This window comes from Xanthobacter cornucopiae (assembly GCF_043195065.2).
In the GTDB taxonomy this organism is placed as follows: Bacteria; Pseudomonadota; Alphaproteobacteria; order Rhizobiales; family Xanthobacteraceae; genus Xanthobacter.
In genome coordinates this window covers 2,488,094-2,513,363 of sequence record NZ_CM195531.1, presented here as the reverse complement: position 1 = coordinate 2,513,363, position 25,270 = coordinate 2,488,094, and the positions used below count along the sequence as shown (strand labels likewise).

Here is a 25,270-nt window from a genome sequence, read left to right as displayed (position 1 = left end):
ACATGAACACCTTCTTCAAGATCGCCGGCGTGGCTGGCCTGCTCGCCACCGCTGCCGTGACCGTGGCCGCCACGTCGTTCGCCAGCGACGCGGGCGTCGGCGAGAAGCAAGCCATCGTGACCGACCTGGGCGGCAAGGCCGCGGCCGTGACCTATTGGGTGCAGGGCGCCCAGGGCTACGAGGTGATCACTACGGTGGATGCCGCCGCCGGCGACCAGGGCGCGGCTCCCGCGGTGGTGCGCGTGTCCGCCACGCTGCAGCCGGGCCAGCAGCAGGTCATCTCCGTGCCGGGCGCCGTGGGCGCCGAGGGCGCGACCCTGCGCATCAGCCGCGTGGCCAACCGTATTCACGTGGAAAAGGTCGCGGCCCTGTCCTACTGACCGCGCGGCTTTGCCGCGACCGGAACTGGCTTCTTCGGCGCCGGTGGGCGTGCGGATCGGATCAGCTCCGGGACGTGATACGCATGGCGAAGGGCCGATGGGGCAACTCATCGGCCCTTCGTGTCGTGGGCGTGGCGGTGCCGGCGGTCGCGCCGCGGGGCGTCCATCCCATGTTGCCGCCCTGGCGCGGGGCGCGGATGTGTCCGGCTTGCCGGCCGCGACGCCGAGGGGACGGGTGAAAGGCGGCCGTGGCCCACGCCGTCCGGGCACCGAAGGACGCGTCCCCTGCGCTATGCTGCAGCGCCGAGGCCGGGGCCCTGTGGCGAGCGATCACCGTGCCGGCCCCTGGAGGGGCGTCGGAACCCGGGGCCGCGAGCGGGTTGCGGGTGGCGGACCGTCATGGGCAGTGCGATTCGGCGGTGGCGGCGCGGGCTCTCACCCGCATCCGGTCTTCGCGACGCCCGGCCGGCGGTGCCGCAGGTCCGGGAAGGGTCTTGCCGCCGACCGCCGGGCTCAGAATTTCTTCACGTCGATGCCGTGCCGATTGATCGCATAGGCCACTTGCCGGGGCGTCAGATTGAGCAGCCGCGCGGCCTTGGCTTGCACCCAGCCGGCCATCTCCATCGCATCGATCAACATCGCCGCATCGGGAAGGCGCGGCGCGTGGACCCGCGTCGCGGCGCGCCGCCCGGCGCCGCCACCGAGCGCCGCCCGCCGTGCGTCGCCACGGCCCGCGCTCGGCGGGCCGGCCGATGGCGCGGGCGCGGCGGGCGCCTGCAGGCGCGACGGCCGGGGGGCGGAGGCTTGCGACGCCTGAACGTCGCGCCCGTCTCTCCGCTCCCGGTCGCCGCCCGCTCGATCTCCCCCTTGGCCACTTCCTTGGCCACTTCCTTGGCCGCCCCCTTGGCCGCCCCCTTGGCCGCTGCGCGGGCCGGGGCGCAGGGTGCGCGCCAGCAAGCCGGCGGAGCACCCCTCGCCGCGGCAGGCGAAATCCCCGGCCGCGATCTGCGGCCCCGGCGCCAGGATGGCGGTGCGGCGGATGCAGTTTTCCAGTTCGCGCACATTGCCGGGAAAGCTGCACGCGCGCAGCAGCTCCAGCGCGTCGGCGCCGAGCTTCAGGCGCAAATGGTTCTCGGCGTTGAAGCGCTGGAGCACATGGCGGGCCAGGACCGGTATATCGCCCGGCCGGTCCCGCAGGGCGGGCAGGCGCACTGGCACCACGCCCAGCCGGTAATAGAGGTCGGCGCGGAAATGGCCCATCGCCACCGCCGCCTCAAGGTCCCGGTTGGTGGCGGCGACGATGCGCACGTCCACCTTCATGGTCCGCGCGCCCCCGACCCGCTCGAACTCGCCTTCCTGCAGCACGCGCAGCAGCTTGGCCTGGAAGCTCGGGGAAATGTCGCCGATCTCGTCGAGGAACAGGGTGCCCCCGTCGGCCAGCTCGAAGCGGCCCTTGCGGGTGGCGAGCGCGCCGGTGAAGGCGCCCTTCTCATGGCCGAACAGCTCCGATTCCAGCATGCTCTCGGGCAAAGCGGCGCAATTGACCTTGACGAAGGGACCCTCGCCGCGCGGCGACAGGCGGTGCACCGCCTGGGCGAACAATTCCTTGCCGGTGCCGCTCTCCCCGCGCAGCAGCACCGCCAGGCGGGTGGCGGCGACGCGCGCCACCTTGTCGAGGGCGGCGCCCAGGGCGGCGCTGGCGCCGACGATGCCCAGGTCGCGCGGCCGCACGCGCCCCGCCGCCGGGGGGGCCACCGCCGGCGGCCGGGTGTCCGTCGGCGCGCCGTCGGGCTGGCCGTCCGCCTGCAGCGCCGCCACCATGAGGCCCGCGACCACGGTGAGCGCGCGCAGATCCTCGTCGCAGCTCCCCGACTGGCCCGGGTGGCGCCGGCGCTCGACGCTCAAGGTGCCGATGACCCGCCGAGCGACCTTCAAAGGCACGCCGATGCGCACCTCCTTCTGCGCGTCCGCGCAGCCCGGCGTCCGCGCTACCGTGGGCAGGGCGGTGGCGACGATATCGTGCAGGAAGGCGCCGCCCGCGCGCTCGGCCGTGCCGACCGGGTCGCCCCCGGCCGCCGCCAGGGGCCGCAGCGCGCCGGTGTCATCCACGACGGCAACCAGCCCATGGCCGAGTCCGCAGAAGCGCGAGAGGCAGGCGAGCGCATCGCCGATGGCCCGCGCCGGCGGCTGCGGTTCGGCGAGAATCTCGGCGATCTCGCTCAGGCCCGATAGCGCCACGTCGGCATCGCCGGGGGAAACGGGCAGGGCGAGGGAGGGGGGCGACATCACGTTCATGGGCATTCTCCGCTGGGCGGGTCCTTCGACGGCGCGTCCGCCGGGGTGGCGCCGTCGGACGCGCCAGAGGGGGCGCAGGGGGCCGGAGATCGGGCGGCCGCGTCAGACGAGGCGGGGCACCACCATCACCGGAATGTCGAGCACCGCCATCAGCCGCCGGCGGATGCCGCCCAGCGTCTGTCCCGCCAGGGCGCAGGACATGCAGGTGCCGGTCAGGCGCACCTCGACCCGCTGGCCGTGCACCGCCAGCAACTCCAGGTCGCCCCCATCGGCGCGGATGACCGGGCGGATCTCCTCGATGGTGGCGACGATGATGGCAAAGCGCTCCGCTTCGGTCAGGCCCGGACGGCCGGAGAAGGCGTCGGCAGCGGCGGGCATGGCGGACGACGCATGGTCCGCGCGAGCGAGGGTGGCGGTGTCGGTCATGGCGTTCAATCCAGCTCTTCGAGGGAGGACAGGAGGCGGTGGCTCTGGCGGGCGCCAACGGCGGGGGAAGGGCAGAGGGAGGGCGCCGGGGAGGGCGACGGGGAGGAGCCGGGCGGCGGCGCCTTGGCCTTGGCCTTGTCCACCCAGGCGAGGCCCCCGTGGACCAAGGCGAGGCTGACCTCGTTGAGCAGGTCCACGATGTCATGGCCGGTATCGACGATGATCGGCTGGATGCCGATTCCCATCAGCCGGCGGATGGAGGAGGTGCCGATGGAGGCCGCGTAGACGGCGTGGCAGCCGTCCAGGAAGTCGAGCTTGGCCAACACCTTGTCCTGAACGGTGCCGGCCAGGCCGGAGCGCCCGCTTTCGCCCACCTGGTCCGCCTTCAGGAACGCGCCGACGCGCAGCAGGTCGGCCCGTCCGGGGGCGACATCGTACAGCACCAGGCTTTCGGCGCCGCCGAAATGCAGGTTGACCGTGGTGCCGTCGTTGGAGGCGAAGGCGATCCTCAGCATCCCGCCGCCCTCCCGGTGGCGGGCGCCGGTGGCGCCGCCCGGTAGCGCGAGCGATACGGCGCAAGCTCCTGATAATGGGCGGCGAGCAGGTCCGCGGCCTTGAACAGCAAGCGGCGGGTGCCGGCGTAGCCGATACCGGAATCGGCATGGGCCCCATAGGAATCGTAGATGGGAAAGCCGGCGCGCAGCAGGCTCGCGCCGGTGCGCGCGGCGATCTCGGCGCCGTGGGAATTGGTGACGATCAGATCGGCGTTTCGCTCGCGGGCCAGCCATTCGAGATCGGCGAGATCGCCCACCACCACGGTTTCCACCGGCAGGCTGGCGAGATGGGCGGCGCGGGTGGAGGCGATGGCCGCCACCACGTCCGCGCCCATGGCATGGAAGAAGCCCACCTGGGCCGCCAGCAGGTCGGCGTCGGCGGCGATGGCGACGCGCGCGCCGCCGAACTGGAACTGGCAATCCACCATGGCATCGGTGAGCCGGGCCCGCTGCCGTTCCAGGCTGGCGGGCACGTCGCGCCCGGCGATCTCGGACAGGGCCTGGGTGAGGGCGTCGGCGGCCTCCAGGCCGATGAGGCCGGCGAAGCGCCGGTCGGGCACCCCGGTGCGTGCCGTCAGCGCGTCCGCTGCCTTGGCGAGGGAGGGGCCGACCACCAGCGTCGCCACGGATTCCCTCATGGTGGCGATGTCGGCGATGTCGGTGCCGCCGTAGGTCAGGGTGGAATAGCCGGCCTCGATGAGGTGGCCGTCGAGGGAGCCGGACAGGTCCGGCAGGATGACGGGGCTCAGGCCGAATGCCTCGATCCAGCAGCGCAGCTCGTCGAGATCGCCCGGCGTGAGCATGGCGGAGGCCAGCACGTTCACCTGGCGGGGCCGCCGTCCGGCGAGGGCGCCGCGCGGCACCAGGGCTTCCACCAGCGCGGCGACGGCGGCGGCGAAGCCGCTCTCCAGGCAGCCCAGGGTATCGGAAGCGCTCACCGGCACCACCGCCACCTGGGCAAGGTCCGGCCGCCGCTGGCGGAAGGCGGCGATGGTGCGGGGCACGTCCGCGCCCTGCATTTCCGATAGGCCGGTGGTGACGAGGCCGATGATCTTCGGCCGGTTGGTGTCGCAGATGGTGGCGAGGGCCTCCACCACCGCGTCGTCGGCGCCGAGCACGGTGGTGGTCTGGTCCATGGCCGTGGTCTGCAGCGCGATCGGCTCGTTGAAATGGCGCATGAAGAACAGCTTGTTGAAGCTGGTGCAGCCGCGCGCCCCATGTTCCAGGGGCATGGCCTCGGCGAGGCCCAGGACGGCGAGCGAGGCGCCGATGGGTTGGCTCGCCTTCAGCGGGTTCACCGCCAGCGGTTTGGTGGGCAGGACGATTTCCGCCATGGCCGCCGCCTCAGGCCGCCGCCGAGCGCAGCGGGCGGGCGGGGTTCGCCCGCCATGGCGGCGCCCGCCGCACCGCCGCCCACACCGGCGAATGCACCGCATGGTCGAGGTTGCGCGCCAGCTCCACGAGGCCGTCATAGCCGGCGTAGCCGATGCGCCGGACATGGTCGATGTCGAGGAAGGGAATGCGCGACTTCAAGGTGGGGTAGATGTAGCGGTCGCCGGCGATCAGAATGTCGGCGTCGCATGCGTGATAGGTGGCGATGAGCGCGGTCTGGTCGTTGTCGGAGATCATGCGCGCGTCCGGCCCCATCAGGGCGCGGATGCGGGCCTTGTCCTCCTCGGTGGACTTTTCGGTGCCGGTGGCCACCACCACCATGCCCAGGTCCTGCATGGCCGACACCACCGACCACGACTTGTAGCCGCCGGTGAAGATGAGCACCCGCTTGCCGGCGAGCCGCTCGCGCAGGGGCGCCAATGCCGCCTCCACCTTCGCCTCCTCGCGGGCCACCAGCGCCTCGACCCGGGCGGACAGGTCGTCGTCGCCCAGCAGGCGGGCGAAGTCGCGGAACGCCTGGGAAGTGTCGGCAACGCCGTAGAAGCTGCCCTCGAACCACGGCACGCGGTGGTCGTCCTCCAGCTTGCGGGCCACGTGCAGCATGGCTTTCGAGCACACCACCATGCTCGCTTCGGCGCGGTGCATGGTCTGCACCTCGTGGAAGCGGCTGTCGCCGGAGAAGCTGCACAGGATGCGCAGGCCCAGTTCGTCGAACAGCGGCGCCACGTTCCAGAATTCGCCGCCCACGTTCCATTCGCCGATCAGGTTGATGTCATGGCGGCGAATGCCCGCGATCTCGGCGCCAGCCGGCACCGGGTCGGGCTCGCGGGTGCCGATGACATGGCGATAGGCGGCATCGCCGGCGATGCGGTTGCCGAGGTTCTTGTTGCCGTAGAAGCCGGCGCAGTCCACCGGCACCACCGGCACGCCGAAGCGCGCGGCGGCGGCCGTGGACACCGCCTCGATGTCGTCGCCCTGCAGCGCCGGCACGCAGGTGTTGTAGACGAACACCGCCGCCGGGGCATGCTCCTCCACCGCCTGGCCGATGGCCTTGAACAGGCGTTTCTCGCCCCGGCCGGTGATGACGTCCAGGTCGTTGAGGTCGGTGGTCATGCCGATGCGGTAGGTGTCCGGCCCGCCGGAGCGCGTGCCGCGGGTGTCCCAGGAGGAGCCGGCGCAGCCGATGGGGCCGTGCACGATGTGGGCGACGTCGGAAATGGGCAGCAGCGCGTTGCGCGCGCCGTCGAAGCAGCAGCCGCCCTGGGTGGCGCCGGGCTTCGGCTTGGCGCAGCCGGACTTGGATTTCGTGTTGTGGGCACAGGCCGGCTCGTTCAGGAGGGCGGCGATCTCGTCGGGCGTCATGGGACACTCCGTAAGGCGCATCCCGATATGTCATCGGGAATATGACCCTTGGAGTAGCAAGCCGTGGGCCACAGCAGCGGGCTGGCAGCCCGGGGCGATGAAATGGCCGCAACTGGGCCCAGTCCTGGCGTTCAGAGGCAAAGCGACGGGCTGCGGTTCGTACATTCCCCGGCGCTGGGGCGCCCGTTCGTACGTTTCGGTTCGATCCGGCCGGCGCGGAGAAATTTGCCGATGCAGGGAAATTGGATATTCCCTTTCGAATATAGCGTGTGTGAGAATGTCGGCGTCTGCCAGAAACGGGATGGTCCCGAAATTGCCACGCCATTCGGTGGGCGCGCGCCGCCGCCGGAGGGTCCTGCAATTCCTGCCGAGGAAATCGTCACCGTGGACGTCGACGACGCTCTCGAAGACTTCACGCACTGTTTCACCGGCGAATGCCGGATCAACGTGCTGCCAATTCTTTATCAGATCAGCCAGGTCATCGCCGAGAACGAGGACCTGACCAAGTCCCTCGCCATCATCCTCAAGGTGATGCGGAAACGCTTGAAGGTGCATCGCGGCACCGTCACCCTCTATGACCAGGGCTCGCAGACCATCTTCATCCACGAAAGCTTCGGCCTGACCGAGGAAGAGAAGGCCCGCGGCGTGTACCTGCCGGGGGAGGGGCTGACGGGCGAGGTGGTGGAGACCGGCAAGCCCATCGTGGTGCCGCACCTGGCCGCCGACCCGCGCTTCCTCGACCGCACCAGGTCCCATGGCGACGGCAGCGCCAGCCGGGCCGCCTTCTTCTGCGTGCCCATCGTGCATTCGCGCCGCGTGCTCGGCACCATCAGCGCCGAGCGGGTCTATCTCGACCAGAAGCTGCTGAAGCAGGATGTGGAGCTGATCGCCACGGTTGCCTCCATGATCGCGCCGGCGGTGGAACTGTATCTGCTGGAAAACGTGGAGAAAGTGCGGCTTGAGAATGAGAATCGCCGCCTCAAGAGCGCGCTCAAGCGCCGCTTCAAGCCGTCCAACATCATCGGCACTTCCAAGCCGATGCAGGAAGTCTATGAGCTGATCCACAAGGTGGCCGCCACCAAGGCCACGGTGCTGGTGCTGGGGGAGAGCGGCGTGGGCAAGGAACTGGTGGCCAACGCCATCCACTACAACGGCGCCTCCGCCGATGGCCCGTTCGTGGTGTTCAACTGCGCGGCGCTGCCGGAAAGCATCATCGAAAGCGAATTGTTCGGCCATGAGAAAGGGGCGTTCACCGGCGCCCTCGGCACCCGCAAGGGCCGGTTCGAGCTGGCCGACGGCGGCACCATCTTCCTCGACGAGGTGGGCGAGCTCTCCTTGCCCATGCAGGCGAAGCTGCTGCGGGTGCTGCAGCAGAAGACCTTCGAGCGGGTGGGCGGCGCCAAGTCCATCCGCGTCGATCTGCGCATCATCGCCGCCACCAACCGCAATCTTCAGGAGATGGTGGAAAAAGGAACCTTCCGCGAGGACCTGTACTATCGCCTGAACGTCTTCCCCATCACCATCCCGCCCCTGCGCGACCGCACCAGCGACGTCATCCTGCTGGCGGACCATTTCATCGCCCAATGCGCCCAGGACAGCGGCAAGGAGGTGAAGCGCATCTCCACCCCCGCCCTCAACATGCTGATGGCCTATCACTGGCCCGGCAACGTGCGCGAGCTGGAGAACGTCATCGAGCGCTCGGTGATCCTGTCCGACGACGGCGTCATCCATGGCTACAACCTGCCGCCCTCGCTGCAGACCTCCGCCGAGACCGGCACCAGCTTCGGGTGTGGGCTGGAAGCCAAGATCCAGGCGGTGGAATATGAGATGATCGTGGAAGCCCTGAAGAGCCACGACGGAAACACCACCGAAGCTGCCAAGGATCTCGGCCTGACCCGCCGCATCCTGGGCCTGCGGATGGAAAAGCACGGCATCACCTACAAGACCTACCGGCGCGGCGCCGCGCGCGGCGACAAGGACTGAACGGGGGGGCCCGGACACGCGGCGCCACCCCAGCAACGGAGCGCAGACCAACCATGAGCGAGTTGACCGAAAGCCAGCGTTTCCACCTGCTCCTGGCGGATATCGCCATGGCCGCCGCCATCCGCGGCTGCGGCTCGAGCTTTGAGATCGCCGGCGACTATGCCCCGGGCCTGCTGCGCGATGGCTGGCTCGCCGCCACCGGCGACGAGGGGCTGAAGAAGCGGGTGATGGCCCTGGCCAATGCCGGCTGCGCCTCGCTCCAGGGGGTGCCGCCGGAGCAGATCGCCAAGGCCGCCGCCGCCTATGGCATTCCTCTCGACGCGGCGCTGGCCGACGCCATCGCCGGCCATTTCACCGCCAAGCGCGAAGCGGTGCTGCGCTATCGCAGCTGACGCAGATGGCCGGTGAGCGGGGCTCACCGGCCATGGCGCCTTGCGAGGGGTGCGACACGCGCGCCAGCCAGGGCCGGCCGCGCGGCATTACAGCGGCGTGATGCCGTGTTCCTTGTAGATCGCGTCCTGGGCGGCCTTGAACTCCAGCATGGTGAAGTCGAAGCCGGCGGCGCGGAGTTCCGCCCAGCTTTTGTCGTCATCCTCGCTGAGGTCGTTCATGGTCTTGCGGAAGACATCGTCCTCGCGCATCCGGCGAATATAGGCGACCGCGGATTCAACCGACATGGCGTCCTGCTCCCGTGTCGTGGGTGGGGGCGGGCGACGGGGCAGGCGGGCCCCGTCGCGGCGGGCATCAGCCGACGGCGGCCTTGGCGGCGAGCTCGGCGAGCTGCTGCTCCTCGCTCTTCAGGATGCCGAAGTCGAGCAGCAGGTCTTCCAGCTCCTCCATGGTGATGGGGGTGGGAATGGTGCCGTTGCCCTTGTTGGCATGCACTTTTTCCGCCAGCTGGCGGTATTCGCCCGCCTGCTTGCTGTCGGGCGCGTATTCCACCACGGTCATGCGGCGCAACTCGGCATGCTGCACGATGTTATCGCGCGGCACGAAATGGATGAGCTGCGAGTTGAGCCGGCGGGCCAGCGCATCGGCCAGGTCCCATTCGCGGTCGGTCTGTCGCGAATTGCAGACCAGGCCGCCCAGGCGCACGCCGCCGGAATTGGCATATTTCAGAATGCCCTTGGCGATATTGTTGGCGGCGTAGAGCGCCATCATCTCGCCCGACATGACGATGTAGATTTCCTGCGCCTTGTTCTCGCGGATTGGCATGGCGAAGCCGCCGCACACCACGTCGCCCAGCACGTCGTAGGAGACATAGTCCACGTCGTCATAGGCGCCGTTCTCCTCCAGGAAATTGATGGAGGTGATGACGCCGCGCCCCGCGCAGCCCACGCCCGGCTCCGGGCCGCCGGACTCCACGCACTTGATGCCGCCGTAGCCAATCTTCATCACGTCCTCCAGCTCCAGGTCCTCGACGGAACCGGCGTTGGCGGCCAGCGACAGCACGGTGTCCTGGGCCTTGGCGTGGAGGATCAGGCGGGTGGAGTCGGCCTTCGGATCGCAGCCGACGATGAGGATTTTCTGGCCCTTGTCCACCAGGGCGGCGAGGGTGTTCTGGGAGGTGGTGGACTTGCCGATGCCTCCCTTTCCGTAAAACGCGATCTGGCGCAGCGACGACATCTGTTCAATCCTTCTGGCTTAAGGGGGGGGTGAAACGGTCAGGCGTTTTCGGGCGCCTGCACGAGCTCGATGCGGTGGCCGTCCGGGTCCACCACGAAGGCGACGATGGCCTCGCCGTGCCGCTGTGGGCGTGGCGGGCGCGGCATGGGCACGCCACGCGCCGAGAGCCGGTCGCACAGGCGGGTGATGGAGCTGACGGCGATGGCGATATGGCCGAAGGCGTCGCCCGCCACATAAGGCGTCTCGCGCTGCCAGTTCTGCACCAGCTCCAGCGTCATCTGGGAGAAGCCGCCATAGCCGAGATAGGCTTGCGAGAACTGGTTCTTCTTGTGCTCGCGCCGCTCGATCAGGCGCATGCCGAGGGCGCCGGTGTAGAAGGCGATGGAGCGGTCCAGGTCCTCCACCCGCAGCATGGCATGGAGCAGGCGGAAGTCGGTGGCATCGAGGGGGCCGGTGTCCAGCGCCGCCGTCTTCGCCGCGAACACGGCGGCAAGGGCCTCCTCGACGCCCTTGCCGGCATGCAGATCGGTGGCCTCCACCCCCTTGCCGGCCAGCACCTCCTGCGGCGTGACGCCGATCTTGGCCACCAGCAGCACGCGGCAGTCGCCAATGAGGCGGTAGATGGTGTCGCGCCGGTCCTCCCCCGCGATCTCGTGCTCGGCGATCACGCGGCGTCCGGCGAGGCGGGGGCCTGAGGTGCTGACGTCATAGATGTGGAACAGGTCGGTCTGGCCGAAATGCTGGTCGATCCGGGTGCCGTCGCGGGTGGCGACGGCGATGCGCAGCACCGGCCCGGCCGGTTCGGGGCCCTCCTGCGGACCCGTGGTTCCGGCCGTCGCCTGCTCCTGCGCTGGGCCGGGGACAGGCTCGTGCGTCGGCTCGTACATGGCGCGCTCCTGGCTCGCGAGACGGTGCGGCGCGGGGCGGTCCAGCCGCCGGCGCCTGCACGGCACGCGCAATCGAAAACGGATGCTCGGCTTTTCCCCTCGCGCACCGGCGGGTCGGCGGCGATCACCGGAAACGGCCTTCGCGCCGACAGTATTCGCAACACTCGTGCCAGACGTCGGGATGAGGAACGGCGGGGGCTTTCGGGAGAGTGGCCGCACTGGCGCGTACGCTTTTCTTGAAGTTCGTACCAATTGGTGCGCAGTGCGGCCGCGAACGCCGCTGCAGCGGCCGCAAACCACCGCGAAGGCAGGGATTTGGTGCGGCGCAGTCTCTGGCACGCTTCCTGCGATGTCCCCACCGACGCGGTTCGGACGGTTTCCCGGACCTCCGCGCGGGTGCCGGACGCGTCATCGGCCCTGTCGAGACGATCTTCACAGCCGAAATTTCCGGCCATGCTCACATGAGTGAGGAGCTCACCCCATGCCTATGGTCTTGCTTGAGTGCGACAAGGATATTCCCGAGCGCCAGCAGCACATTTACTTGAAGGTGGATGGCGAGGACTCGCGGGATTACCTGCCCGTTTCCAATGCCTCCACCATTCCCGGCACCCTGTCGGAGCGCGGCTGCGCCTTCTGCGGCGCCAAGCTGGTCATCGGCGGCGTCCTCAAGGACACCATCCAGATGATCCATGGCCCCATCGGCTGCGCCTACGACACCTGGCACACCAAGCGCTACCCCACAGACAACGGCCACTTCAACATGAAGTATGTGTGGTCGACGGACATGAAGGAAAGCCACATCGTCTTCGGCGGCGAGAAGCGGCTGGAGAAGTCCATCAACGAAGCTTTCGACGAAATGCCGGAAGTCAAGCGCATGTTCGTCTACACCACCTGCCCGACGGCGCTGATCGGCGACGACATCAAGGCTGTGGCCAAGAAGGTGATGTCCGAGCGGCCGGATGTGGATATCTTCACCTGCGAATGCCCCGGCTTCGCCGGCGTCTCCCAGTCGAAGGGGCATCATGTGCTCAACATCGGCTGGATCAACGAGAAGGTGGGCCAGCTCGAGCCGGAGATCACCTCCGACTACACGATGAACTTCATCGGAGATTTCAATATCCAGGGTGACACCCAGCTGCTCCAAACCTATTGGGACAGGCTCGGCATCCAGGTTATCGCCCATTTCACCGGCAACGGCACCTATGATGCGCTGCGGGGCATGCACCGCGCCCAGCTCAACGTGGTGAACTGCGCCCGCTCCTCGGGCTACATCGCCAACGAGCTGAAGAAGCGCTACGGCATCCCGCGCCTCGACATCGACTCGTGGGGCTTCAGCTACATGGCCGAGGGCATCCGCAAGATCTGCGCCTTCTTCGGCATCGAGGATCGCGGCGAGGCGCTGATCGCCGACGAATACGCCAAGTGGAAAGGCAAGCTCGACTGGTACAAGGAGCGCCTGCAGGGCAAGAAGATGGCGATCTGGACCGGCGGCCCGCGCCTGTGGCACTGGACCAAATCGGTGGAAGACGATCTTGGTATCCAGGTGGTGGCCATGTCGTCCAAGTTCGGCCACCAGGAAGACTTCGAGAAGGTGATCGCCCGCGGCCAGTCGGGCACCTACTACATCGATGACGGCAACGAGCTCGAATTCTTCGAGATCATCGAGCGGGTGAAGCCAGACGTCATCTTCACCGGCCCGCGCGTGGGCGAGCTGGTCAAGAAGCTGCACATTCCCTATGTCAACGGCCACGGTTACCACAACGGCCCCTACATGGGCTTCGAGGGCTTCGTGAACCTCGCGCGCGACACCTATAATGCCGTGCACAATCCGCTGTTGTCGCTCGCCGCCACCGATATTCGCAGCCCGGCTCCGGCCGCCTTCAAGGAGGCCGCGGAATGAGCGCCGAGAAGATCGACCAGTTGTTCGGCTATGTCCAGGAGCGTTGCCTTTGGCAGTTCTCGTCGCGGGCGTGGGATCGGCAGGAAAACATAGACGGTATCATCGCGACCGCGAGCGATCTGCTTTCCGGCCGGGAGCCCAAGCGCGACACTCCGATGCACAAGATTTTCTATGCCGATGCGCTTCTCATGGTGGGCGACTTCAAGACCCGGTTTCCCTGGATCGCCGATGTCGCGCCCGAGGAGGCAGACGAATTGATGCGCGGCCTCAAGGACCTGCTGGTGGATCACACCATCACCAAGTCCCTGAACCACGAGCTCAATCACTCGCTCTACTGAACCGTGCCGGGGCGCGGGCCCGGCGCGAACTGTCCGCCCCGCTCCGCGCGGGCTTCAACCGTCCGCGACACGACGCGTCGCGGACGGGAGGGGCCGCCCGTCCGCCGCGCCCCCGCGGCGCCCGCTTCCGCGTTCCAGACCCTCATTCCAGACAAGGACTCCGCCATGGGTTGCGAAATCACCTCCCGCGACCGGGCTGGCATCATCAATCCGATGTATGATTGCCAGCCGGCCGGTGCTCAATATGCCGGGATCGGCATGAAGGACTGCATTCCGCTCGTGCATGGCGGCCAGGGCTGCACCATGTTCGTGCGGCTTCTGTTCGCCCAGCACTTCAAGGAAAACTTCGACATCGCCTCCACCTCGCTGCATGAGGAATCGGCGGTGTTCGGCGGCCATGCCCGGATGCAGGACGGTGTCATGGCGCTGGTGCGGCGCTATCCCAACGTGCGCATCATCCAGATCATCACCACCTGCTCCACCGAGGTCATCGGCGACGATGTGGAAGGCTCCATCAACCTCTGCAATCGCATGATCAAGGAGGAGTTCCCGGACCGCGAAGTGTTCGTGGTTCCGGTGCATACGCCAAGCTTCAAGTCGAGCCAGGTGGGTGGATATTCCGAGTGCGTGCTCTCCACCTTCAAGAGCATCGCCAAGAAGAAGGCGGAGCCCACCGGCAAGCTCAACATCTTCCCGGGCTGGGTCAATCCCGGCGACGTGATGCTCCTGAAGCGCTATGCGGCCGAGATCGGGGTGGATGCCTCCATCTACATGGACACGGAAGATTTCGATTCGCCGATGCTTCCCGACAAGTCCATCCACACCCATGGCCGTACCACGGTGGAAGACATTCGCGCCTCCACCGGCGCTTCCGCCTCGCTGGCCCTGGCGCGCTATGAGGGGGCGACCACGGCCGACTTCCTCAAGAGCGAGTTCGAGGTGCCGGCGCACCTGGTCTCCACCCCCTACGGCATCGCCAATACCGACGCGATGCTACGCAAGATCAGCGAGATCACCGGAAAGCCCATTCCCGAAAGCCTGGTGAAGGAGCGCGGCATCGCCCTCGACGCGCTTCAGGACCTGGCGCACATGTTCTTCGCCGACAAGCGCGTGGCGATTTTCGGGCACCCCGATCTGGTTATCGGCCTTTCGGAATTCTGCCTGGAGGTGGAGCTGAAGCCGGTGCTTCTGCTGCTTGGCGACGACAACACCAAGTACAAGCGCGACCCGCGCATCCTGGCCATGAAGGACAAGGTGAACTGGGACATGGAGGTGGTGTGCAATGCCGACCTCTGGGAGCTCGAGAAGCGGCTGAAGGACCCCGACTACAAGCTGGACCTGATCCTCGGTCATTCCAAGGGGCGCTATGTGGCCATCGACCACAAGATCCCCATGGCCCGGGTGGGCTTCCCCACCTTCGATCGGGCCGGCCTCTACCGGCAGCCCACCATGGGCTACATGGGCGCCATGCTGCTCGGCGAGGCCATCGCCAACGCCATGTTCGCGCACATGGAATATACCCATGACCGCGAGTGGATCCTCAACACGTGGTGAGCCGCCCCCGGCGCCGGCTCTTCAAGGGGGGCGGCAGCGTGCCGCCCCCCCGTCTCCCCCGGGGCCGTGTGGTCGGCAGTGTGCCGGCGCGGCCCGTCAGCGGCGATCCGGCCGCGCCTTCGCGCCCTGAGAGGACCCCGCAATGAGCTTCATGGAGCGCCTGGCGGCGGATGCCGCCTTCGGCTGGCCGCGCCGGCTCGCGCTGCCCGAGCACCGGCAGATCGAGCTTTACACCAAGCGGAAGGCGCTGACCTTCCGGGCGGAGGAGAGCCCCAGTGACCTGCCGCTGGCGGCGGTCGCGGCGGTGTGCCGGTCGGCGCTGCTGATGGATGCAGTCGTGTCTGGCCGCCACCCCGGCGCACCGGGGCGCACGTCCTGGCAACGCTATCTCGACCTGCCCAAGGCGAGCCGCACCGACAAGATCGCCGCCGAGCTCTATCGCATCCTGCGCATCACCCACACCGTCGCCTTCCACCACCATGGCCATGTGGAGATGCGCGACTCCATCGTGCGCTTCAACGGCGCCATCGACCGGGTGGCGCTGTCGCTGGAGATCACGGTGGCCGGGCTCGATCTCCTGGAGGCCATGACCGCCTATTGGCTCGCCGCCGCCGAGAGCCCCTATCCGGAGGCTTATGTGGAAGTGGTGCTGGCGGAATTCTTCTTCGATGTGGTGGCCGAAACCAAGCGCTTCGCGGACGAGGACCGCATTCTTTACCAGTTCCGCCGGCCGAAGCCCTTCAACCGGCATTTCCGCTTTGACTGCGACAATCCCAAATACGAGGTCGCCGGCGACACCCTGGTGTTCGAGATTCCGCCGGCCCATGCCGACCCGGCGCGCTATCCCATCGATTTCTTCCTGGTGCACGGCCAGATGCTCCACATCGTTCCGGTGGAGGCGACCCGAGAGGGGCGCATCGCCGTGTCGGAGCTGTCGCGCTGGCGCGCCCGCACGCCCGATGCGCTTTCCCTGCCTGCCGCGTTCCGCCCGCGCTTCGCCCGCGAGGTGATGGTGGTGGGCCAGCCCATGACCTGAAGACGCCGAAGGAGAGCCCCATGGACGCACAGACGCACCCCCCCACCCTGCGGATCGCGCTCACCACCGACAGCCTGGTGCAGGTCGACGCCAATTTCGCCGCCGCCAAGCAGGTGGTGTTCTACGACGTGACGCCGAAGAACGCGGAGTTCGTCGATGTGGTGCACTTCCAGAAGCGGGCCAAGGGCAAGGCCTCCGGCGGCGGTAAGGCCGCCAACGGCGGGCGCTGCATCATGGACGACATGGGCGATGACGACGGCACCGGCCGCGACCCCCTGGTGGAGCGGGTGGCGGCCCTCGACGGCTGCGCGGTGCTGTTCACTCTCGGCCTGTCCGACGTGGCCGCGGTGCGGGTGCACGATCTCAAGGTGTTTCCCGTCAAGAGCGAGCGGGTGCGCGATATCGACGATGTGATTTCCCAGGTGCAGCGGATGATGACCGGCGTGCCGCCACTGTGGATGCGCCGCGCCCTGAGCCGCCGCACCGGGGCGGTCCTGGAGGAGCAGCAGGAATATTGAGGCCGCCGACACGCCGTGCGCGTCAAAGCCAGCCCCGCCCGCGCGCGCCCGCGGGCGGGGCTTTGCGGCCTCTGCCGGGCGGCGGCCGCGCGGGCGGTCGCTATCGCGTGGCGGTGCCGAGGAACCGCCGCCGCACGGTGCCGCCGACGATGTTGATGAGCGTCACCAGCCCCAGCAGCACCAGGATCAGCGCCGCCGCTTCCCGGTACTCGAACAGGTGGAAGGCGGTGACGATCTCCAGCCCCAGCCCGCCCGCGCCCACCGCGCCGAGGGTGGTGGCGGCGCGCAGGTTGTGTTCCCAGCGATAGACCGTGACATCCACCAGCCGGGGCAGCACCTGCGGCAGGATGGAGAAGCGCAGCACCCCGAGCCGCGACACGCCGTGGGCGCGCAGGGCGTCGCCGGGGCCCGTCTCCACATGCTCGATGGTTTCGGCGAAGAATTTGCCGAGCATGCCGGTGGAGTGCGTGGCCAGCGCCAGGATGCCCGGCAGCGGGCCGAACCCCACCGCCGCCACGAAGATGACGCCCCAGATGAGGCCGGGAATGGAGCGCAGCACCGCCAGGAACAGCCGCGCCGGCGCACCGATGGCGGGGCTGGGCAGCAGGTTGCGGGCGGCCAGTGCCGCCAGCGGCAAGGCCACCAGGGCGCCGGCGACGGTTCCGGCCACGCTCATGGAAAGGGTTTCCAGCAGCGGCCGGCCCCAGGCCTGCCAGCGGCTGAAGTCCGGCGGCATGGCATCGCCGGCCAGCCGCCAGATGGTGGGCAGCGCATCCGCATAGCGGCGCCCATCGAAGGCGCCGGCATAGAGGAAGGCGGCGAGGATCCCCGCCAGCCCCACCGCGCCGCCGAGGAGGGCGCGGTGGGCGCGCCTGCGGCCATCCTGGAGGATGGCCGCGACGTTCCGGTCGAGGAGCGCGCTCATTGCACGGGCGGGATGGCGTCGGGGGTGGTGTGCTTGATGGCGTCGATCCAGATGCGCACCCGGTCCACGTCGGAATCGACCGCCGGAATGAAGGCCTCGGCCCGAAACACCTTGAGCGCCTCGGGATCGTCCACGGAGATGAAGGCCTGGCGGATCTCTTCCTTGAACTGCGGGTCGAGCCCCTCGCGGAAGGTCCACATGTATTCGGGGATGGGCGGGGAGGCGGCCAGCACGCGCACCTGGTCCGGCGTGATCTTGCCCTCCTTCACCAGGCGGTCGTAGATGGGCTTGGACAGGCCGCCGGCCGCCACCTTGCCGCCGGCCACCGCCAGGGCCACCGCGTCATGGGCGCCGAGCACCCGGAGCGTGTAGTCGCGCCCGGCGACGAGGCCGGCGTCGAGCAATTGCCAGCGCGGCACCCAGGTGCCCGAGGTGGAGGCCGGGTCGCCGAAGGCGATCTCGCCGCCCTTCAGGTCCTTGAGCGTCTGGGCCGGGCTGTCCTTGGGCACGATGATGACCGCCTGGAAGGTGGGCCCCACCACGGCATGGGAGGGGCGGGCGAACGGCTCCAGCCGCGAGGCGCGGGCCCGCAGCAGGTAGGTGACCGGGCCGAGATAGGCGATGTCGATGCGGCCGAAGCGCAGCGCCTCGCCGGTGGCGGCATAATTGGCGCCCACCACCATCTCCACCGGCACGCCGAGCTTCTTCTCGAGATAGGCGCGCAGTGGCTCGTTGAGCCGCATGACGGTGGGGGCGGACTCGCCGGGCAGCAGCCCCACCACCAGCTTTTGCGGCTTCTCCGCCGCCTGCGGCGGGCTGGCGGTGAACAGGGCGGCGGCCGCGAGGGCGGTGGCGGCAAGGGCGCGGAACGAGAAGGTCATGCTTCACCTCTGGGGTCGATCGGGGGCGACGGGGCGCGGTCGCCGGTGGACGCGGGGGCAGGAAAGACGCAGGCCTCGGCGGCGGCATCGAACGCACCGGCCGGACCGTCGAATGCGACCCGCCCGGCCGACAGGCCGACGATGCGGTCTGCCAGCACGCGGGCGAGGTGCAATTGGTGCAGCACCAGCACCGCGGTGAGCCCATCGCGCGTCACCAGCCGGCGCAGATCGCCGCCCAGGCGCCGCGCCAGGGCCGGATCCACCGAGGCGAAGGGCTCGTCCCCGAGAATGAGGCGCGGCGCGCGCACCAGGGCCCGGGCGATGCCCACCCGCTGGCGCTCGCCGCCCGACAGGGTGTCGGTGCGGGCGCTGGCGCGGTCGATCAGCCCCACGTCGGCCAGCGCCAGCGCCGCCCGCACCCGCGCCGCGCGCGGCCAGGGCAGCAGCGACAGCGGATGGCGGGTGTCGGCCAGGCCCAGCAGCACATTGTCGATGGCCGGCAGCCGGCCGATGAGGGCATGGTCCTGGAACACCATGGCGGTGCGCCGGCGCATCTCCCGCAGCACGCCCGGCTCGCCGAGGCCGCCGAGCCCGGCCACCGCCACCCGCCCCGAGCGGGGCGGCACCAGGCCGTTCAGCACGTTCATCAGCGTGGTCTTGCCGACCCCGGAGGGGCCCACCACGGCGGTGATGGTGCCTTCCGCGAAGGTGGTGGAAATGCCGTCCAGCACCGGCCGCCCGCCGCGCATGACGGTCAATCCTTCCAGGGTGAGGGCCGGGCGCCATGCGGCGGCGCCGGTGGGCAGGGCGTTCATGGCTTGCCTCCGGTGACGAGGGTGAGCGGGGCACGGGGCTGCGGCGGATGACGCAGGCCGGCGGCATGGCCCCACATGGCGTCCACCACCTCGGCGATGCCGTTGTCGAGGGCGCCGCCGCGGAAGCCGGCGGCCACCAGCGCATCCACGGCGGATTCCGCGAGGGCGAGGGCGATGGCGTCGAAGTCGTGGCCCTCGAGCCGCAGCTGGACCACGCAGCGGGTGAGACAGATGTCCGGGCGCATGGGCTCACCCGGGCCGGCGCGGCAGGAGAGGAAGGGCATGGCGAACGTGTCGCGGCATGGGCAAGGCAGCCTCCGGCAGGCCCGTGGATGGCGACATCCCGGGCAACGTTGCTGAATGGACGTGCGGCTCAAGCCGTCTCGGATGCGCGCATGCACGCATCGAACCTGCCAAGTCTGGCGGGCGGGAGATGTGTATTTTACTATAAAATAAATCTGAATATGCAATAATAATATTATATATACTTAAAATAATCAAACTCTCATCTGTCTTTCGGTGCGCGTGTCGGTGTCGCGTCCGCCGGAACGCTTTGCGCTTGCGCTCCCGCTCACATGGGCGTAGCGGCCGAAGCGGGTGAAGTCGCGGGGCAGCGCTCCGGCGGCCACCGCCTGCGCCAGTCCCTGCGGGTCGTGCACCAGCAGGCCGCCCAGGGTTTCGACGCCGTAGTCGTGGAGGCGCGGCGTCATGGGCGTGGACAGCCCCACCAGCGCGATCGGCCGGCTGCCGGCGAGCCGCAGGATGCGCGGCAGGCTGCGGTTGATGAGCGCCGAGGAATTGACGATGGCGCCGCCGCAGCCCGGTAGCAGCGCATCCATGGCGGCGATGGGGTAGGCGCCGGGCCGCGGGTCGGCCTCCACCACCGCGCACCGGGGCAGGATGCCATCCACCCCGGGGAAGGCGCCGATGACCACCACCTGTCCTTCCACCTGCCGGAAGCGGTGTGCGCCGTTGCCGGGTCGCCCTTCCAGGTCGTAGCGATTGTAATGGGCATTGAGGGCCGCCACCCCCACCGCCGTCTCCATGGGGTCCCAGGAGGCGGTGAGCGCGGCCAGCTCGCGCAGGCTCCGCCGCCGCAGCTCCGGCAGGCGGGCGAGCAGGTCGCGCGGGTGGCGGGGCAGCGCCGCGAGGCCGGCGCCGTGGGGGCCCTCCACCAGAATCCAGCGCGGGCCGATGGTGATGCGCCGCGCCTCCGCATCGTCCACGCCGAGGGCGAGGTCGCGATAGAGCCGGTCCGGCCCCCACCAGGTCCACAGGGCGCGCGGGTCCGGGGCGAGCATGGAGCCGTCGTGGCGCACATAGCTGTGCCATTGGTGGATGGCCTGCCCGGCGATGGCGGTCAGCATCGGCAAGCCGCGTCCCGTGCCGGCGCCGATGGGCGCGCCGACATGGTCGGTGGCCTCGGTGCAGGCCGAGAAGCGGCCGATGACCAGCAGGTCGGCCGCACCGCTCATGGCCCGGCGCAGGAACGCTTCCGCCGCGCCCGGCTCCTGCGGCAGCGCGGTACCGGTGGCGAGGTCGAGATAGAGCGGCGGCCCGCGGCCGTCGGGGCGGGGCACCTGCACATAGCCCAGCACGCGGAACCCGCGCGCGCCGAGGGCGAAGGCGAAGGAGGCGAGCAGCGCATCCACGCACGCGAACGGGTCGTGCACCACCACGCCCGGACGGATCCAGCCACACGCCGGCGACGGTCCAGCCCCCTCCGGCGACGATGTCGGCATCTTCGACCCGTTCATGCAACCTCCATCCGCCGGCCGGAGCCACGGGCCGTCCCGATCCCCTCAGCAAGCCGCGGGCCAGAGGCGAAAGCGGCGCCTTTGCAGCGCTTGCGGCGCGGGCATGGCGCCGCGCCGCCGTGGGAGTGCACCGCGGGGAACGCCGTCACACCCGCTTCGTACATTGGCGAACACTTTCGCCCGGCAAGGGCCGCTCCGGCCGGCGCAGGTCGATTGGCGCGGCCCTTGCTGAGTGTCATCGTGCTCCGCCGTTCCATGGCGGGGCGGGCCGCACCCGAAGCGAGGCAGCATGGCCGAACTCCATCTTCCCGAAGCGTTGCTCCGGCGTGGCGCCGGTGCGCCCGCGCGCATCCTGTTCCTGGCGCCGCACGCGCCGGAGGCGCCCGACTACGCCTGCCGCGCCTTTCCCGGCGATGGCGGCTACCCGGCCTATTACCACCGCGTGTTCCAGACCCTGCGCGGGCTCGGCTATGCGGTGCGCACCGCCGCCCGCGCCGATGCCCCGCTCCAGGCCGCCGCCGACACCGACCTCGTCTTTTCGCTGATGAACCGCATGGACATGGCCAATCCGGAAGTCTTCGTGCCGGCGCTGTGCGCGTTCATGCATCTGCCCCAGGTGGGCGCCCCGCCCAACATCCGCGCCCTGGCCGAGGACAAGTGGCTGAGCAAGACCGTCGCCGGAGCCATCGGCCTGCCGGTGGCTCCAGGGGCCATCTATGATACGCCGGCGGCGCTGGCGGTTCCGCCGGCATTCCCGGGGCCGTATTTCGTCAAGAACCGTTTCGGCGCCGCCTCCGAGGGGGTGTCGGAGGCCTCCATCCAGGACGACTGGGCGGGCGCCGCGCCGGTGGCTGCGGCATTGATGGCGCGGGGCATGGCGGTGCTGGTCGAGCCGTATGTCGCCGGCATCGACGTGACCGTTCCGGTGCTGGGCGGATCGTCGCCGCTGGTGCTCGGCATTGTCCATCCGCGCTCGGACCGGGCCGGCGCCATCGTCACGGAGGAATTGAAGCGCGACGATCCGCTGGGCTACGCCCTGTTCGACGCCGGCGCGGCGGAGCCGGCGTTCGCCGCCGATGTCCAGGCGCTGTGGGCGGCGGCGGGCCCCATGGACTATCTGCGCCTCGACTATCGCTTCGACCCCGCCACCGGGCGGCGGACGTTCCTGGAATTCAACATCTGCTGCCACATCGGGCGCTCCGGCGCCATCTGCCTTGCCGCCGGGCGGTGGGGCCTGTCCCAGGCGGATGTGCTTGGCCATGTGGTGGAGTTTTCCCTGGCGCGTCAGCGTCCCGGGGCGTGGCGGCAGACGGCGGAGGCCCTGCGATGTGCCAGATGACGAGAGAGATGCCGCGCGAGGCGGCGTGGCGCGGGACCGGCCTGCAGCTGGGCCACCCGGCGGGCCAGCGGACCGGCGAGATGATGCGCGCGGCCATGCGCCAGGCCATGCCGCAGATGATGTCTCATGTGAGCCCTCCGGAGACGAAACGCGAGCGGAAGCCGGATCCGCGCCATCCGTCGCCGCCGCGCCCGGCGCAGTCTGGCGCGGCGCCCGCTCCCGCCGCGCTCGACCTGCTGTGCGATGTGCCGGTGCCGCTGCGGATGCGGTTCGCGGATGACCTGACGCGGCATCTGGCGGCCCATCGGGCGTCCACCGGCGAGGCCTTCTCCTGCCAGGTGCCCGTGGGCCAGGGCGGCGCCAGCCCGTTCGACCACCTGCGCCGCATCCGCGCGCTGGAAGCGTTTCCCCGCATGCTGGTGTCGGCGCGCCAGGGCAACGCCTTCAACCGCCGCTTCCATGCGGCCCATGTGGCGGGCGGCGCCTTCGCTTCGGCCCAGCCCGAGGGGGTGGCGCCGGTGTTCGAGGCGGCGGGGCTGGTGGATCCGCGCGGCTGGATCGGGGTCTATGCGGTGGCGCCGTTCGTGATGCTGGTGGACCGCGTGCGCCTCGGCACCCGGCCGCTGCCCCGCTCCTGGACCGATCTCGCCGAGCCGGAGTGGCGCGGCGAGGTGAGCTTCGGCGGATGGCGCCGCCCTGGGGCGCGCCATCACGCGGCCCTCAACACGTTCTTCCTTCTTGCCATGCTCCGCCTCATCGGGCCGGATCGGCTGGTGCGCCTGCTCGCCAACGTGCCGGCGCTCACCCACTCGGCGCAGATGCCGCGCATCGCCGGAACCGGGGCCTCGGTGGCGGCGGTCTATGTGGTGCCCTGGTCGCTGGCGGACATCTGCCCCCGCCGGGCCCGCACCGCGGTGGTGTGGCCGCGCGAAGGGGCGCTCGCCTATCCGCTGTGGAGCACTGTGCAGGCCGCGCAGCGCGGGCGCGTGGCGCCGCTGCTGGATCATCTCCACGGCACGGCGACGGCCGATTTCCTCGATCGCAACCGATACCCGGCCCTGGCGCCCGGCCGCCGGCCGGGCCTGCCGGAGGGCGCCCGGCTCGTCTGGCCGGGCTGGGACTACGCCCGCCACCCGGCGGCGGCGCGCGATCTCAAGCAGGTGGTCGCGCTGTTCCAGGAGGGCCGGGCGCAGCGGAGCGGGGAGGAGCGGCGATGCGCGTGATCACGGTGGCCGGCCCGCCCTCGGTGGGCAAGACGGCGGTGGTGGTGAAGACCGCCGCGCATTTGGCCGCCGCCGGCATGCGCATCGGCGTCGTCAAGTTCGATTCGCTCTCCACCCGCGACGACGAGGCCTATGCCCGCGCCGGTCTCGACGTGGCGGTGGGGCTGGCGGGGAATGTCTGCCCCGATCATTTCTTCGTTTCCAACATCGACGACTGCCTGGGCTGGGCGCGCGGGCGCGGCCACGACACGCTGGTGGCCGAGAGCGCCGGCCTGTGCAATCGCTGCGCCCCCCATGTGAAGGGCGCGCTCGCGGTGTGCGTGGTGGATACGCTCTCCGGCATCCACACCCCGCGCAAGATCGGCCCCATGCTGAAGCTGGCGGACGTGGTGGTGGTTACCAAGGGCGACATTGTCTCCCAGGCCGAGCGGGAGGTGTTCGCCTTCAATGTGCGCCAGGCCAACCCGCGCGCCGCCATCGTGTCGTTCAACGGCATTACCGGCCAGGGCGCCGGGGAGCTGGCCTTCCACATGGCCGGGGCCACCGCCTTCGCCAGCCTGGAGGGCCAGCACCTGCGCTATCCCATGCCATCGGCGGTGTGCCCCTATTGCGTGGGGGAGACCGCCATCGGCGAGGATCACCAGCGTGGCAATGTGCGCAAGATGACGTTTGCCGGGGAGGGGGCATGAGCGCCGCCCTGCACAGCCTCACCCTGCTGGGCGGGCGCGACAAGGCCGGGCAGCCGGAGGCGCTGGACCTGACCTTGCGACCCGGCGACGTGGTGTGCGTGGTGGGCCCCACCGGCTCCGGCAAGAGCCGCCTGCTGGCCGACATCGAATGCCTCGCCCAGGGCGATACCCCCTCCGGGCGGCGCATCCTGGTGGATGGCGCCCCGCCCGATGCCGCGCGGCGCTGGGCCACCGTGGGCAAGCTGGTGGCGCAGCTCTCCCAGAACATGAATTTCGTGGTGGACCTGCCGGTTGCCGCGTTCGTCGCCCTGCATGCGGACTGCCGCAGGGTGGCCGAGCGCGACCAGGTGGTGCGCGACGTGATCGCCTGCGCCAACGATCTGGCCGGGGAGCGGTTCGCCGCCGAGGTCTCGCTGACCCAGCTTTCGGGCGGGCAGACGCGGGCGCTGATGATCGCCGATACGGCGCTGCTGTCGGCCTCGCCGGTGGTGCTGATCGACGAGATCGAGAATGCCGGCATCGACCGCGCGCGGGCACTCGACCTGCTGGTGACGCGGGACAAGATCGTCCTGGTCTCCACCCATGATCCCATCCTGGCGCTGCTCGGGCACCGCCGCATCGTCGTGGCCAATGGCTCGGTGGCGCAGGTGATCGAGACTTCCGCCGGCGAGGCCGCGAGCCGGGTGCAGCTGGAACGCGTCGACGCGGTGCTGGTGGCCCTGCGCCAGCATCTGCGCGGTGGTGGGCGCATTGCCGCGCTGCCGGCCGCCCTCTCCTCCCTGGCCCTGAGCCTGAACGCCGAAGAGCCCCTGTCATGGATGCCTTGACGCTGCTTCTCAACCGTCGCTCCACCGCCGCCCTGGCGGCGCCCGCTCCGGCCGGAGCGGCGCTGGAGGCGATCTTGAACGCGGCGCTGCGGGTGCCCGACTTCCAGGGGCTGCGGCCCTATGAGTTCCTGATCGCCGAGGGCGAGGGGCGGGCGCGCCTCGGCCGGCTGATGCGGGCGGCGGCGGTTGCCTCCGGGCGGCCGGAGGCGGATGTCATCCGCGCGCCGGAAATGCCGCTGCGCGCGCCGCTGGTGATCGTGGTGATCGCCAAGGCGCGGGAAAGCCGCATCGTGAGCGTGTTCGAGCAGCAGCTCACGGCCGGATGCGCGGTGATGGCCATGCAGATGGCGGCAGTGGCGCAGGGCTTCTCGGGGCTGTGGCGCTCGGGCTGGCCCATGTTCGATCCCCATCTCGCCCGCGCCCTGGGGCTGGAGGCCGCCGACCGCATCGTCGGCTTCCTCTATCTCGGGACGCCCACGTGCCCGCCCGTCGCCCTGGTGCCGGTCGAGTCCCAGGCATTCGTGCGCCATCTTTAGGGCGGACGGCGGGTGCCGCCCGCCCGC

26 protein-coding genes are annotated in these 25,270 nt (G+C 69.8%); 13 read left to right on the top strand and 13 right to left on the bottom strand.

Going from position 1 to position 25,270, the window contains the following annotated elements; translation table 11 throughout:
• Nucleotides 1–2 precede the first annotated feature (2 nt).
• Nucleotides 3–380: a hypothetical protein gene (locus V5F53_RS11055; RefSeq protein ID WP_393996489.1), complete on the top strand. Its 378-nt coding sequence runs from the start codon at nucleotides 3–5 to the stop codon at nucleotides 378–380.
• 513 nt (nucleotides 381–893) lie between these two features.
• Here the strand turns inward: V5F53_RS11055 and nifA are convergent.
• The 5 genes from nifA to nifE all read right to left on the bottom strand — a co-directional run bounded on the left by nifA (nucleotide 894) and on the right by nifE (nucleotide 6,409).
• The gene (gene nifA / locus V5F53_RS11050; RefSeq protein ID WP_393996488.1) at nucleotides 894–2,675 is read right to left on the bottom strand and encodes a nif-specific transcriptional activator NifA; all 1,782 of its coding nucleotides are present in this window, start codon (nucleotides 2,673–2,675) and stop codon (nucleotides 894–896) included.
• A 102-nt stretch (nucleotides 2,676–2,777) separates the two neighbouring features.
• A complete protein-coding gene (locus V5F53_RS11045) occupies nucleotides 2,778–3,101 on the bottom strand; it encodes a NifU family protein (RefSeq protein WP_393996487.1) in 324 nt (107 codons plus the stop codon).
• Nucleotides 3,102–3,106: 5 nt separating this feature from the next.
• The gene (locus V5F53_RS11040) at nucleotides 3,107–3,616 is read right to left on the bottom strand and encodes a NifB/NifX family molybdenum-iron cluster-binding protein (RefSeq protein WP_393996486.1); all 510 of its coding nucleotides are present in this window, start codon (nucleotides 3,614–3,616) and stop codon (nucleotides 3,107–3,109) included.
• Entirely contained in the window at nucleotides 3,610–4,989 is a 1,380-nt protein-coding gene (gene nifN / locus V5F53_RS11035; protein ID WP_393996485.1) for a nitrogenase iron-molybdenum cofactor biosynthesis protein NifN, read from the bottom strand. Before nifN ends, V5F53_RS11040 begins: the two co-directional genes overlap by 7 nt.
• A 10-nt stretch (nucleotides 4,990–4,999) precedes the next feature.
• Nucleotides 5,000–6,409 carry a nitrogenase iron-molybdenum cofactor biosynthesis protein NifE gene (gene nifE, locus V5F53_RS11030; RefSeq protein WP_393996484.1) on the bottom strand — a complete coding sequence of 470 codons (1,410 nt, stop codon included), beginning with the start codon at nucleotides 6,407–6,409 and terminating at the stop codon, nucleotides 5,000–5,002.
• Between the two features lie 384 nt (nucleotides 6,410–6,793).
• On the opposite strand from nifE, the gene V5F53_RS11025 reads away from it, so the two are divergent.
• Nucleotides 6,794–8,392 carry a sigma-54-dependent Fis family transcriptional regulator gene (locus tag V5F53_RS11025; protein ID WP_393996483.1) on the top strand — a complete coding sequence of 533 codons (1,599 nt, stop codon included), beginning with the start codon at nucleotides 6,794–6,796 and terminating at the stop codon, nucleotides 8,390–8,392.
• A gap of 53 nt (nucleotides 8,393–8,445) precedes the next feature.
• Complete coding sequence (locus V5F53_RS11020) at nucleotides 8,446–8,784, top strand: hypothetical protein (RefSeq protein WP_393996482.1); 339 nt, start codon at nucleotides 8,446–8,448, stop codon at nucleotides 8,782–8,784.
• Nucleotides 8,785–8,871: 87 nt separating this feature from the next.
• Here the strand turns inward: V5F53_RS11020 and V5F53_RS11015 are convergent, their stop codons facing one another.
• The 3 genes from V5F53_RS11015 to V5F53_RS11005 form a co-directional block, all read right to left on the bottom strand.
• Nucleotides 8,872–9,069, bottom strand: coding sequence for a Nif11-like leader peptide family natural product precursor (locus V5F53_RS11015; protein ID WP_393996481.1), 198 nt, complete (start codon nucleotides 9,067–9,069; stop codon nucleotides 8,872–8,874).
• Nucleotides 9,070–9,136: 67 nt separating this feature from the next.
• Complete coding sequence (gene nifH / locus V5F53_RS11010) at nucleotides 9,137–10,018, bottom strand: nitrogenase iron protein (RefSeq protein WP_393996480.1); 882 nt, start codon at nucleotides 10,016–10,018, stop codon at nucleotides 9,137–9,139.
• A gap of 38 nt (nucleotides 10,019–10,056) precedes the next feature.
• Nucleotides 10,057–10,905 carry a VOC family protein gene (locus V5F53_RS11005; protein ID WP_393996479.1) on the bottom strand — a complete coding sequence of 283 codons (849 nt, stop codon included), beginning with the start codon at nucleotides 10,903–10,905 and terminating at the stop codon, nucleotides 10,057–10,059.
• A 481-nt stretch (nucleotides 10,906–11,386) separates the two neighbouring features.
• Here V5F53_RS11005 and vnfD point away from each other — a divergent pair, with 481 nt between their 5' ends.
• From vnfD to V5F53_RS10980, 5 genes are all read left to right on the top strand, one after another.
• Nucleotides 11,387–12,805 (top strand): nitrogenase vanadium-iron protein, alpha chain, encoded by a 1,419-nt coding sequence (gene vnfD, locus V5F53_RS11000; protein WP_393996478.1) that lies wholly within the window; start codon nucleotides 11,387–11,389, stop codon nucleotides 12,803–12,805.
• Nucleotides 12,802–13,143, top strand: coding sequence for a V-containing nitrogenase subunit delta (gene vnfG / locus V5F53_RS10995; RefSeq protein WP_393996477.1), 342 nt, complete (start codon nucleotides 12,802–12,804; stop codon nucleotides 13,141–13,143). The genes vnfD and vnfG overlap by 4 nt, the downstream gene beginning before the upstream one ends.
• Nucleotides 13,144–13,308: 165 nt before the next feature.
• Complete coding sequence (gene vnfK, locus V5F53_RS10990; protein WP_393996476.1) at nucleotides 13,309–14,697, top strand: V-containing nitrogenase subunit beta; 1,389 nt, start codon at nucleotides 13,309–13,311, stop codon at nucleotides 14,695–14,697.
• A 142-nt stretch (nucleotides 14,698–14,839) separates the two neighbouring features.
• Complete coding sequence (locus V5F53_RS10985) at nucleotides 14,840–15,733, top strand: hypothetical protein (RefSeq protein WP_393996475.1); 894 nt, start codon at nucleotides 14,840–14,842, stop codon at nucleotides 15,731–15,733.
• Between the two features lie 20 nt (nucleotides 15,734–15,753).
• Entirely contained in the window at nucleotides 15,754–16,251 is a 498-nt protein-coding gene (locus tag V5F53_RS10980; RefSeq protein WP_393996474.1) for a NifB/NifX family molybdenum-iron cluster-binding protein, read from the top strand.
• A 100-nt stretch (nucleotides 16,252–16,351) separates the two neighbouring features.
• On the opposite strand, the gene phnE is transcribed toward V5F53_RS10980, so the two are convergent.
• The 5 genes from phnE to V5F53_RS10955 all read right to left on the bottom strand — a co-directional run bounded on the left by phnE (nucleotide 16,352) and on the right by V5F53_RS10955 (nucleotide 20,629).
• A complete protein-coding gene (phnE, locus tag V5F53_RS10975; RefSeq protein ID WP_393996473.1) occupies nucleotides 16,352–17,176 on the bottom strand; it encodes a phosphonate ABC transporter, permease protein PhnE in 825 nt (274 codons plus the stop codon).
• Nucleotides 17,173–18,057 carry a phosphate/phosphite/phosphonate ABC transporter substrate-binding protein gene (gene phnD, locus V5F53_RS10970; protein ID WP_393996472.1) on the bottom strand — a complete coding sequence of 295 codons (885 nt, stop codon included), beginning with the start codon at nucleotides 18,055–18,057 and terminating at the stop codon, nucleotides 17,173–17,175. The genes phnE and phnD overlap by 4 nt, the downstream gene beginning before the upstream one ends.
• On the bottom strand, nucleotides 18,054–18,872 hold the full coding sequence (locus V5F53_RS10965; RefSeq protein WP_393996471.1) for an ATP-binding cassette domain-containing protein: 819 nt from the start codon (nucleotides 18,870–18,872) through the stop codon (nucleotides 18,054–18,056). The genes phnD and V5F53_RS10965 overlap by 4 nt, the downstream gene beginning before the upstream one ends.
• Nucleotides 18,869–19,117 (bottom strand): hypothetical protein, encoded by a 249-nt coding sequence (locus tag V5F53_RS10960; protein WP_393996470.1) that lies wholly within the window; start codon nucleotides 19,115–19,117, stop codon nucleotides 18,869–18,871. The genes V5F53_RS10965 and V5F53_RS10960 overlap by 4 nt, the downstream gene beginning before the upstream one ends.
• A 252-nt stretch (nucleotides 19,118–19,369) precedes the next feature.
• A complete protein-coding gene (locus V5F53_RS10955; protein ID WP_393996469.1) occupies nucleotides 19,370–20,629 on the bottom strand; it encodes a Rossmann-like domain-containing protein in 1,260 nt (419 codons plus the stop codon).
• A 289-nt stretch (nucleotides 20,630–20,918) separates the two neighbouring features.
• Between V5F53_RS10955 and V5F53_RS10950 the strand changes: the two genes are divergently transcribed.
• From V5F53_RS10950 to V5F53_RS10930, 5 genes are read left to right on the top strand one after another with little or no spacing between them, the layout of a single operon-like run.
• A complete protein-coding gene (locus V5F53_RS10950; RefSeq protein ID WP_393996468.1) occupies nucleotides 20,919–21,968 on the top strand; it encodes a D-alanine--D-alanine ligase family protein in 1,050 nt (349 codons plus the stop codon).
• Nucleotides 21,965–23,191: an ABC transporter substrate-binding protein gene (locus tag V5F53_RS10945; RefSeq protein WP_393996467.1), complete on the top strand. Its 1,227-nt coding sequence runs from the start codon at nucleotides 21,965–21,967 to the stop codon at nucleotides 23,189–23,191. Before V5F53_RS10950 ends, V5F53_RS10945 begins: the two co-directional genes overlap by 4 nt.
• Nucleotides 23,182–23,880 carry a GTP-binding protein gene (locus tag V5F53_RS10940; protein ID WP_393996466.1) on the top strand — a complete coding sequence of 233 codons (699 nt, stop codon included), beginning with the start codon at nucleotides 23,182–23,184 and terminating at the stop codon, nucleotides 23,878–23,880. Before V5F53_RS10945 ends, V5F53_RS10940 begins: the two co-directional genes overlap by 10 nt.
• A complete protein-coding gene (locus V5F53_RS10935; protein ID WP_393996465.1) occupies nucleotides 23,877–24,707 on the top strand; it encodes an ATP-binding cassette domain-containing protein in 831 nt (276 codons plus the stop codon). The genes V5F53_RS10940 and V5F53_RS10935 overlap by 4 nt, the downstream gene beginning before the upstream one ends.
• A complete protein-coding gene (locus V5F53_RS10930; protein ID WP_393996464.1) occupies nucleotides 24,695–25,243 on the top strand; it encodes an NAD(P)H nitroreductase in 549 nt (182 codons plus the stop codon). Before V5F53_RS10935 ends, V5F53_RS10930 begins: the two co-directional genes overlap by 13 nt.
• The last annotated feature ends 27 nt before the right edge of the window (nucleotides 25,244–25,270 follow it).

Coding starts and splice junctions, on each gene's coding strand:
- nifA (WP_393996488.1), bottom strand. CDS start 2,675: ATGAACGTGATGTCGCCCCCCTCCCTCGCCCTGCCCGTTTCCCCCGGC.
- V5F53_RS10945 (WP_393996467.1), top strand. CDS start 21,965: ATGACGAGAGAGATGCCGCGCGAGGCGGCGTGGCGCGGGACCGGCCTG.
- V5F53_RS10935 (WP_393996465.1), top strand. CDS start 23,877: ATGAGCGCCGCCCTGCACAGCCTCACCCTGCTGGGCGGGCGCGACAAG.
- V5F53_RS10950 (WP_393996468.1), top strand. CDS start 20,919: ATGGCCGAACTCCATCTTCCCGAAGCGTTGCTCCGGCGTGGCGCCGGT.
- nifE (WP_393996484.1), bottom strand. CDS start 6,409: ATGACGCCCGACGAGATCGCCGCCCTCCTGAACGAGCCGGCCTGTGCC.
- V5F53_RS11020 (WP_393996482.1), top strand. CDS start 8,446: ATGAGCGAGTTGACCGAAAGCCAGCGTTTCCACCTGCTCCTGGCGGAT.
- vnfD (WP_393996478.1), top strand. CDS start 11,387: ATGCCTATGGTCTTGCTTGAGTGCGACAAGGATATTCCCGAGCGCCAG.
- V5F53_RS11005 (WP_393996479.1), bottom strand. CDS start 10,905: ATGTACGAGCCGACGCACGAGCCTGTCCCCGGCCCAGCGCAGGAGCAG.
- V5F53_RS11045 (WP_393996487.1), bottom strand. CDS start 3,101: ATGACCGACACCGCCACCCTCGCTCGCGCGGACCATGCGTCGTCCGCC.
- phnD (WP_393996472.1), bottom strand. CDS start 18,057: ATGACCTTCTCGTTCCGCGCCCTTGCCGCCACCGCCCTCGCGGCCGCC.
- V5F53_RS10955 (WP_393996469.1), bottom strand. CDS start 20,629: ATGAACGGGTCGAAGATGCCGACATCGTCGCCGGAGGGGGCTGGACCG.
- V5F53_RS10960 (WP_393996470.1), bottom strand. CDS start 19,117: ATGCGCCCGGACATCTGTCTCACCCGCTGCGTGGTCCAGCTGCGGCTC.
- V5F53_RS10940 (WP_393996466.1), top strand. CDS start 23,182: ATGCGCGTGATCACGGTGGCCGGCCCGCCCTCGGTGGGCAAGACGGCG.
- V5F53_RS10985 (WP_393996475.1), top strand. CDS start 14,840: ATGAGCTTCATGGAGCGCCTGGCGGCGGATGCCGCCTTCGGCTGGCCG.
- phnE (WP_393996473.1), bottom strand. CDS start 17,176: ATGAGCGCGCTCCTCGACCGGAACGTCGCGGCCATCCTCCAGGATGGC.
- V5F53_RS10930 (WP_393996464.1), top strand. CDS start 24,695: ATGGATGCCTTGACGCTGCTTCTCAACCGTCGCTCCACCGCCGCCCTG.
- V5F53_RS10965 (WP_393996471.1), bottom strand. CDS start 18,872: ATGAACGCCCTGCCCACCGGCGCCGCCGCATGGCGCCCGGCCCTCACC.
- nifN (WP_393996485.1), bottom strand. CDS start 4,989: ATGGCGGAAATCGTCCTGCCCACCAAACCGCTGGCGGTGAACCCGCTG.
- vnfG (WP_393996477.1), top strand. CDS start 12,802: ATGAGCGCCGAGAAGATCGACCAGTTGTTCGGCTATGTCCAGGAGCGT.
- V5F53_RS10980 (WP_393996474.1), top strand. CDS start 15,754: ATGGACGCACAGACGCACCCCCCCACCCTGCGGATCGCGCTCACCACC.
- V5F53_RS11015 (WP_393996481.1), bottom strand. CDS start 9,069: ATGTCGGTTGAATCCGCGGTCGCCTATATTCGCCGGATGCGCGAGGAC.
- vnfK (WP_393996476.1), top strand. CDS start 13,309: ATGGGTTGCGAAATCACCTCCCGCGACCGGGCTGGCATCATCAATCCG.
- V5F53_RS11040 (WP_393996486.1), bottom strand. CDS start 3,616: ATGCTGAGGATCGCCTTCGCCTCCAACGACGGCACCACGGTCAACCTG.
- nifH (WP_393996480.1), bottom strand. CDS start 10,018: ATGTCGTCGCTGCGCCAGATCGCGTTTTACGGAAAGGGAGGCATCGGC.
- V5F53_RS11055 (WP_393996489.1), top strand. CDS start 3: ATGAACACCTTCTTCAAGATCGCCGGCGTGGCTGGCCTGCTCGCCACC.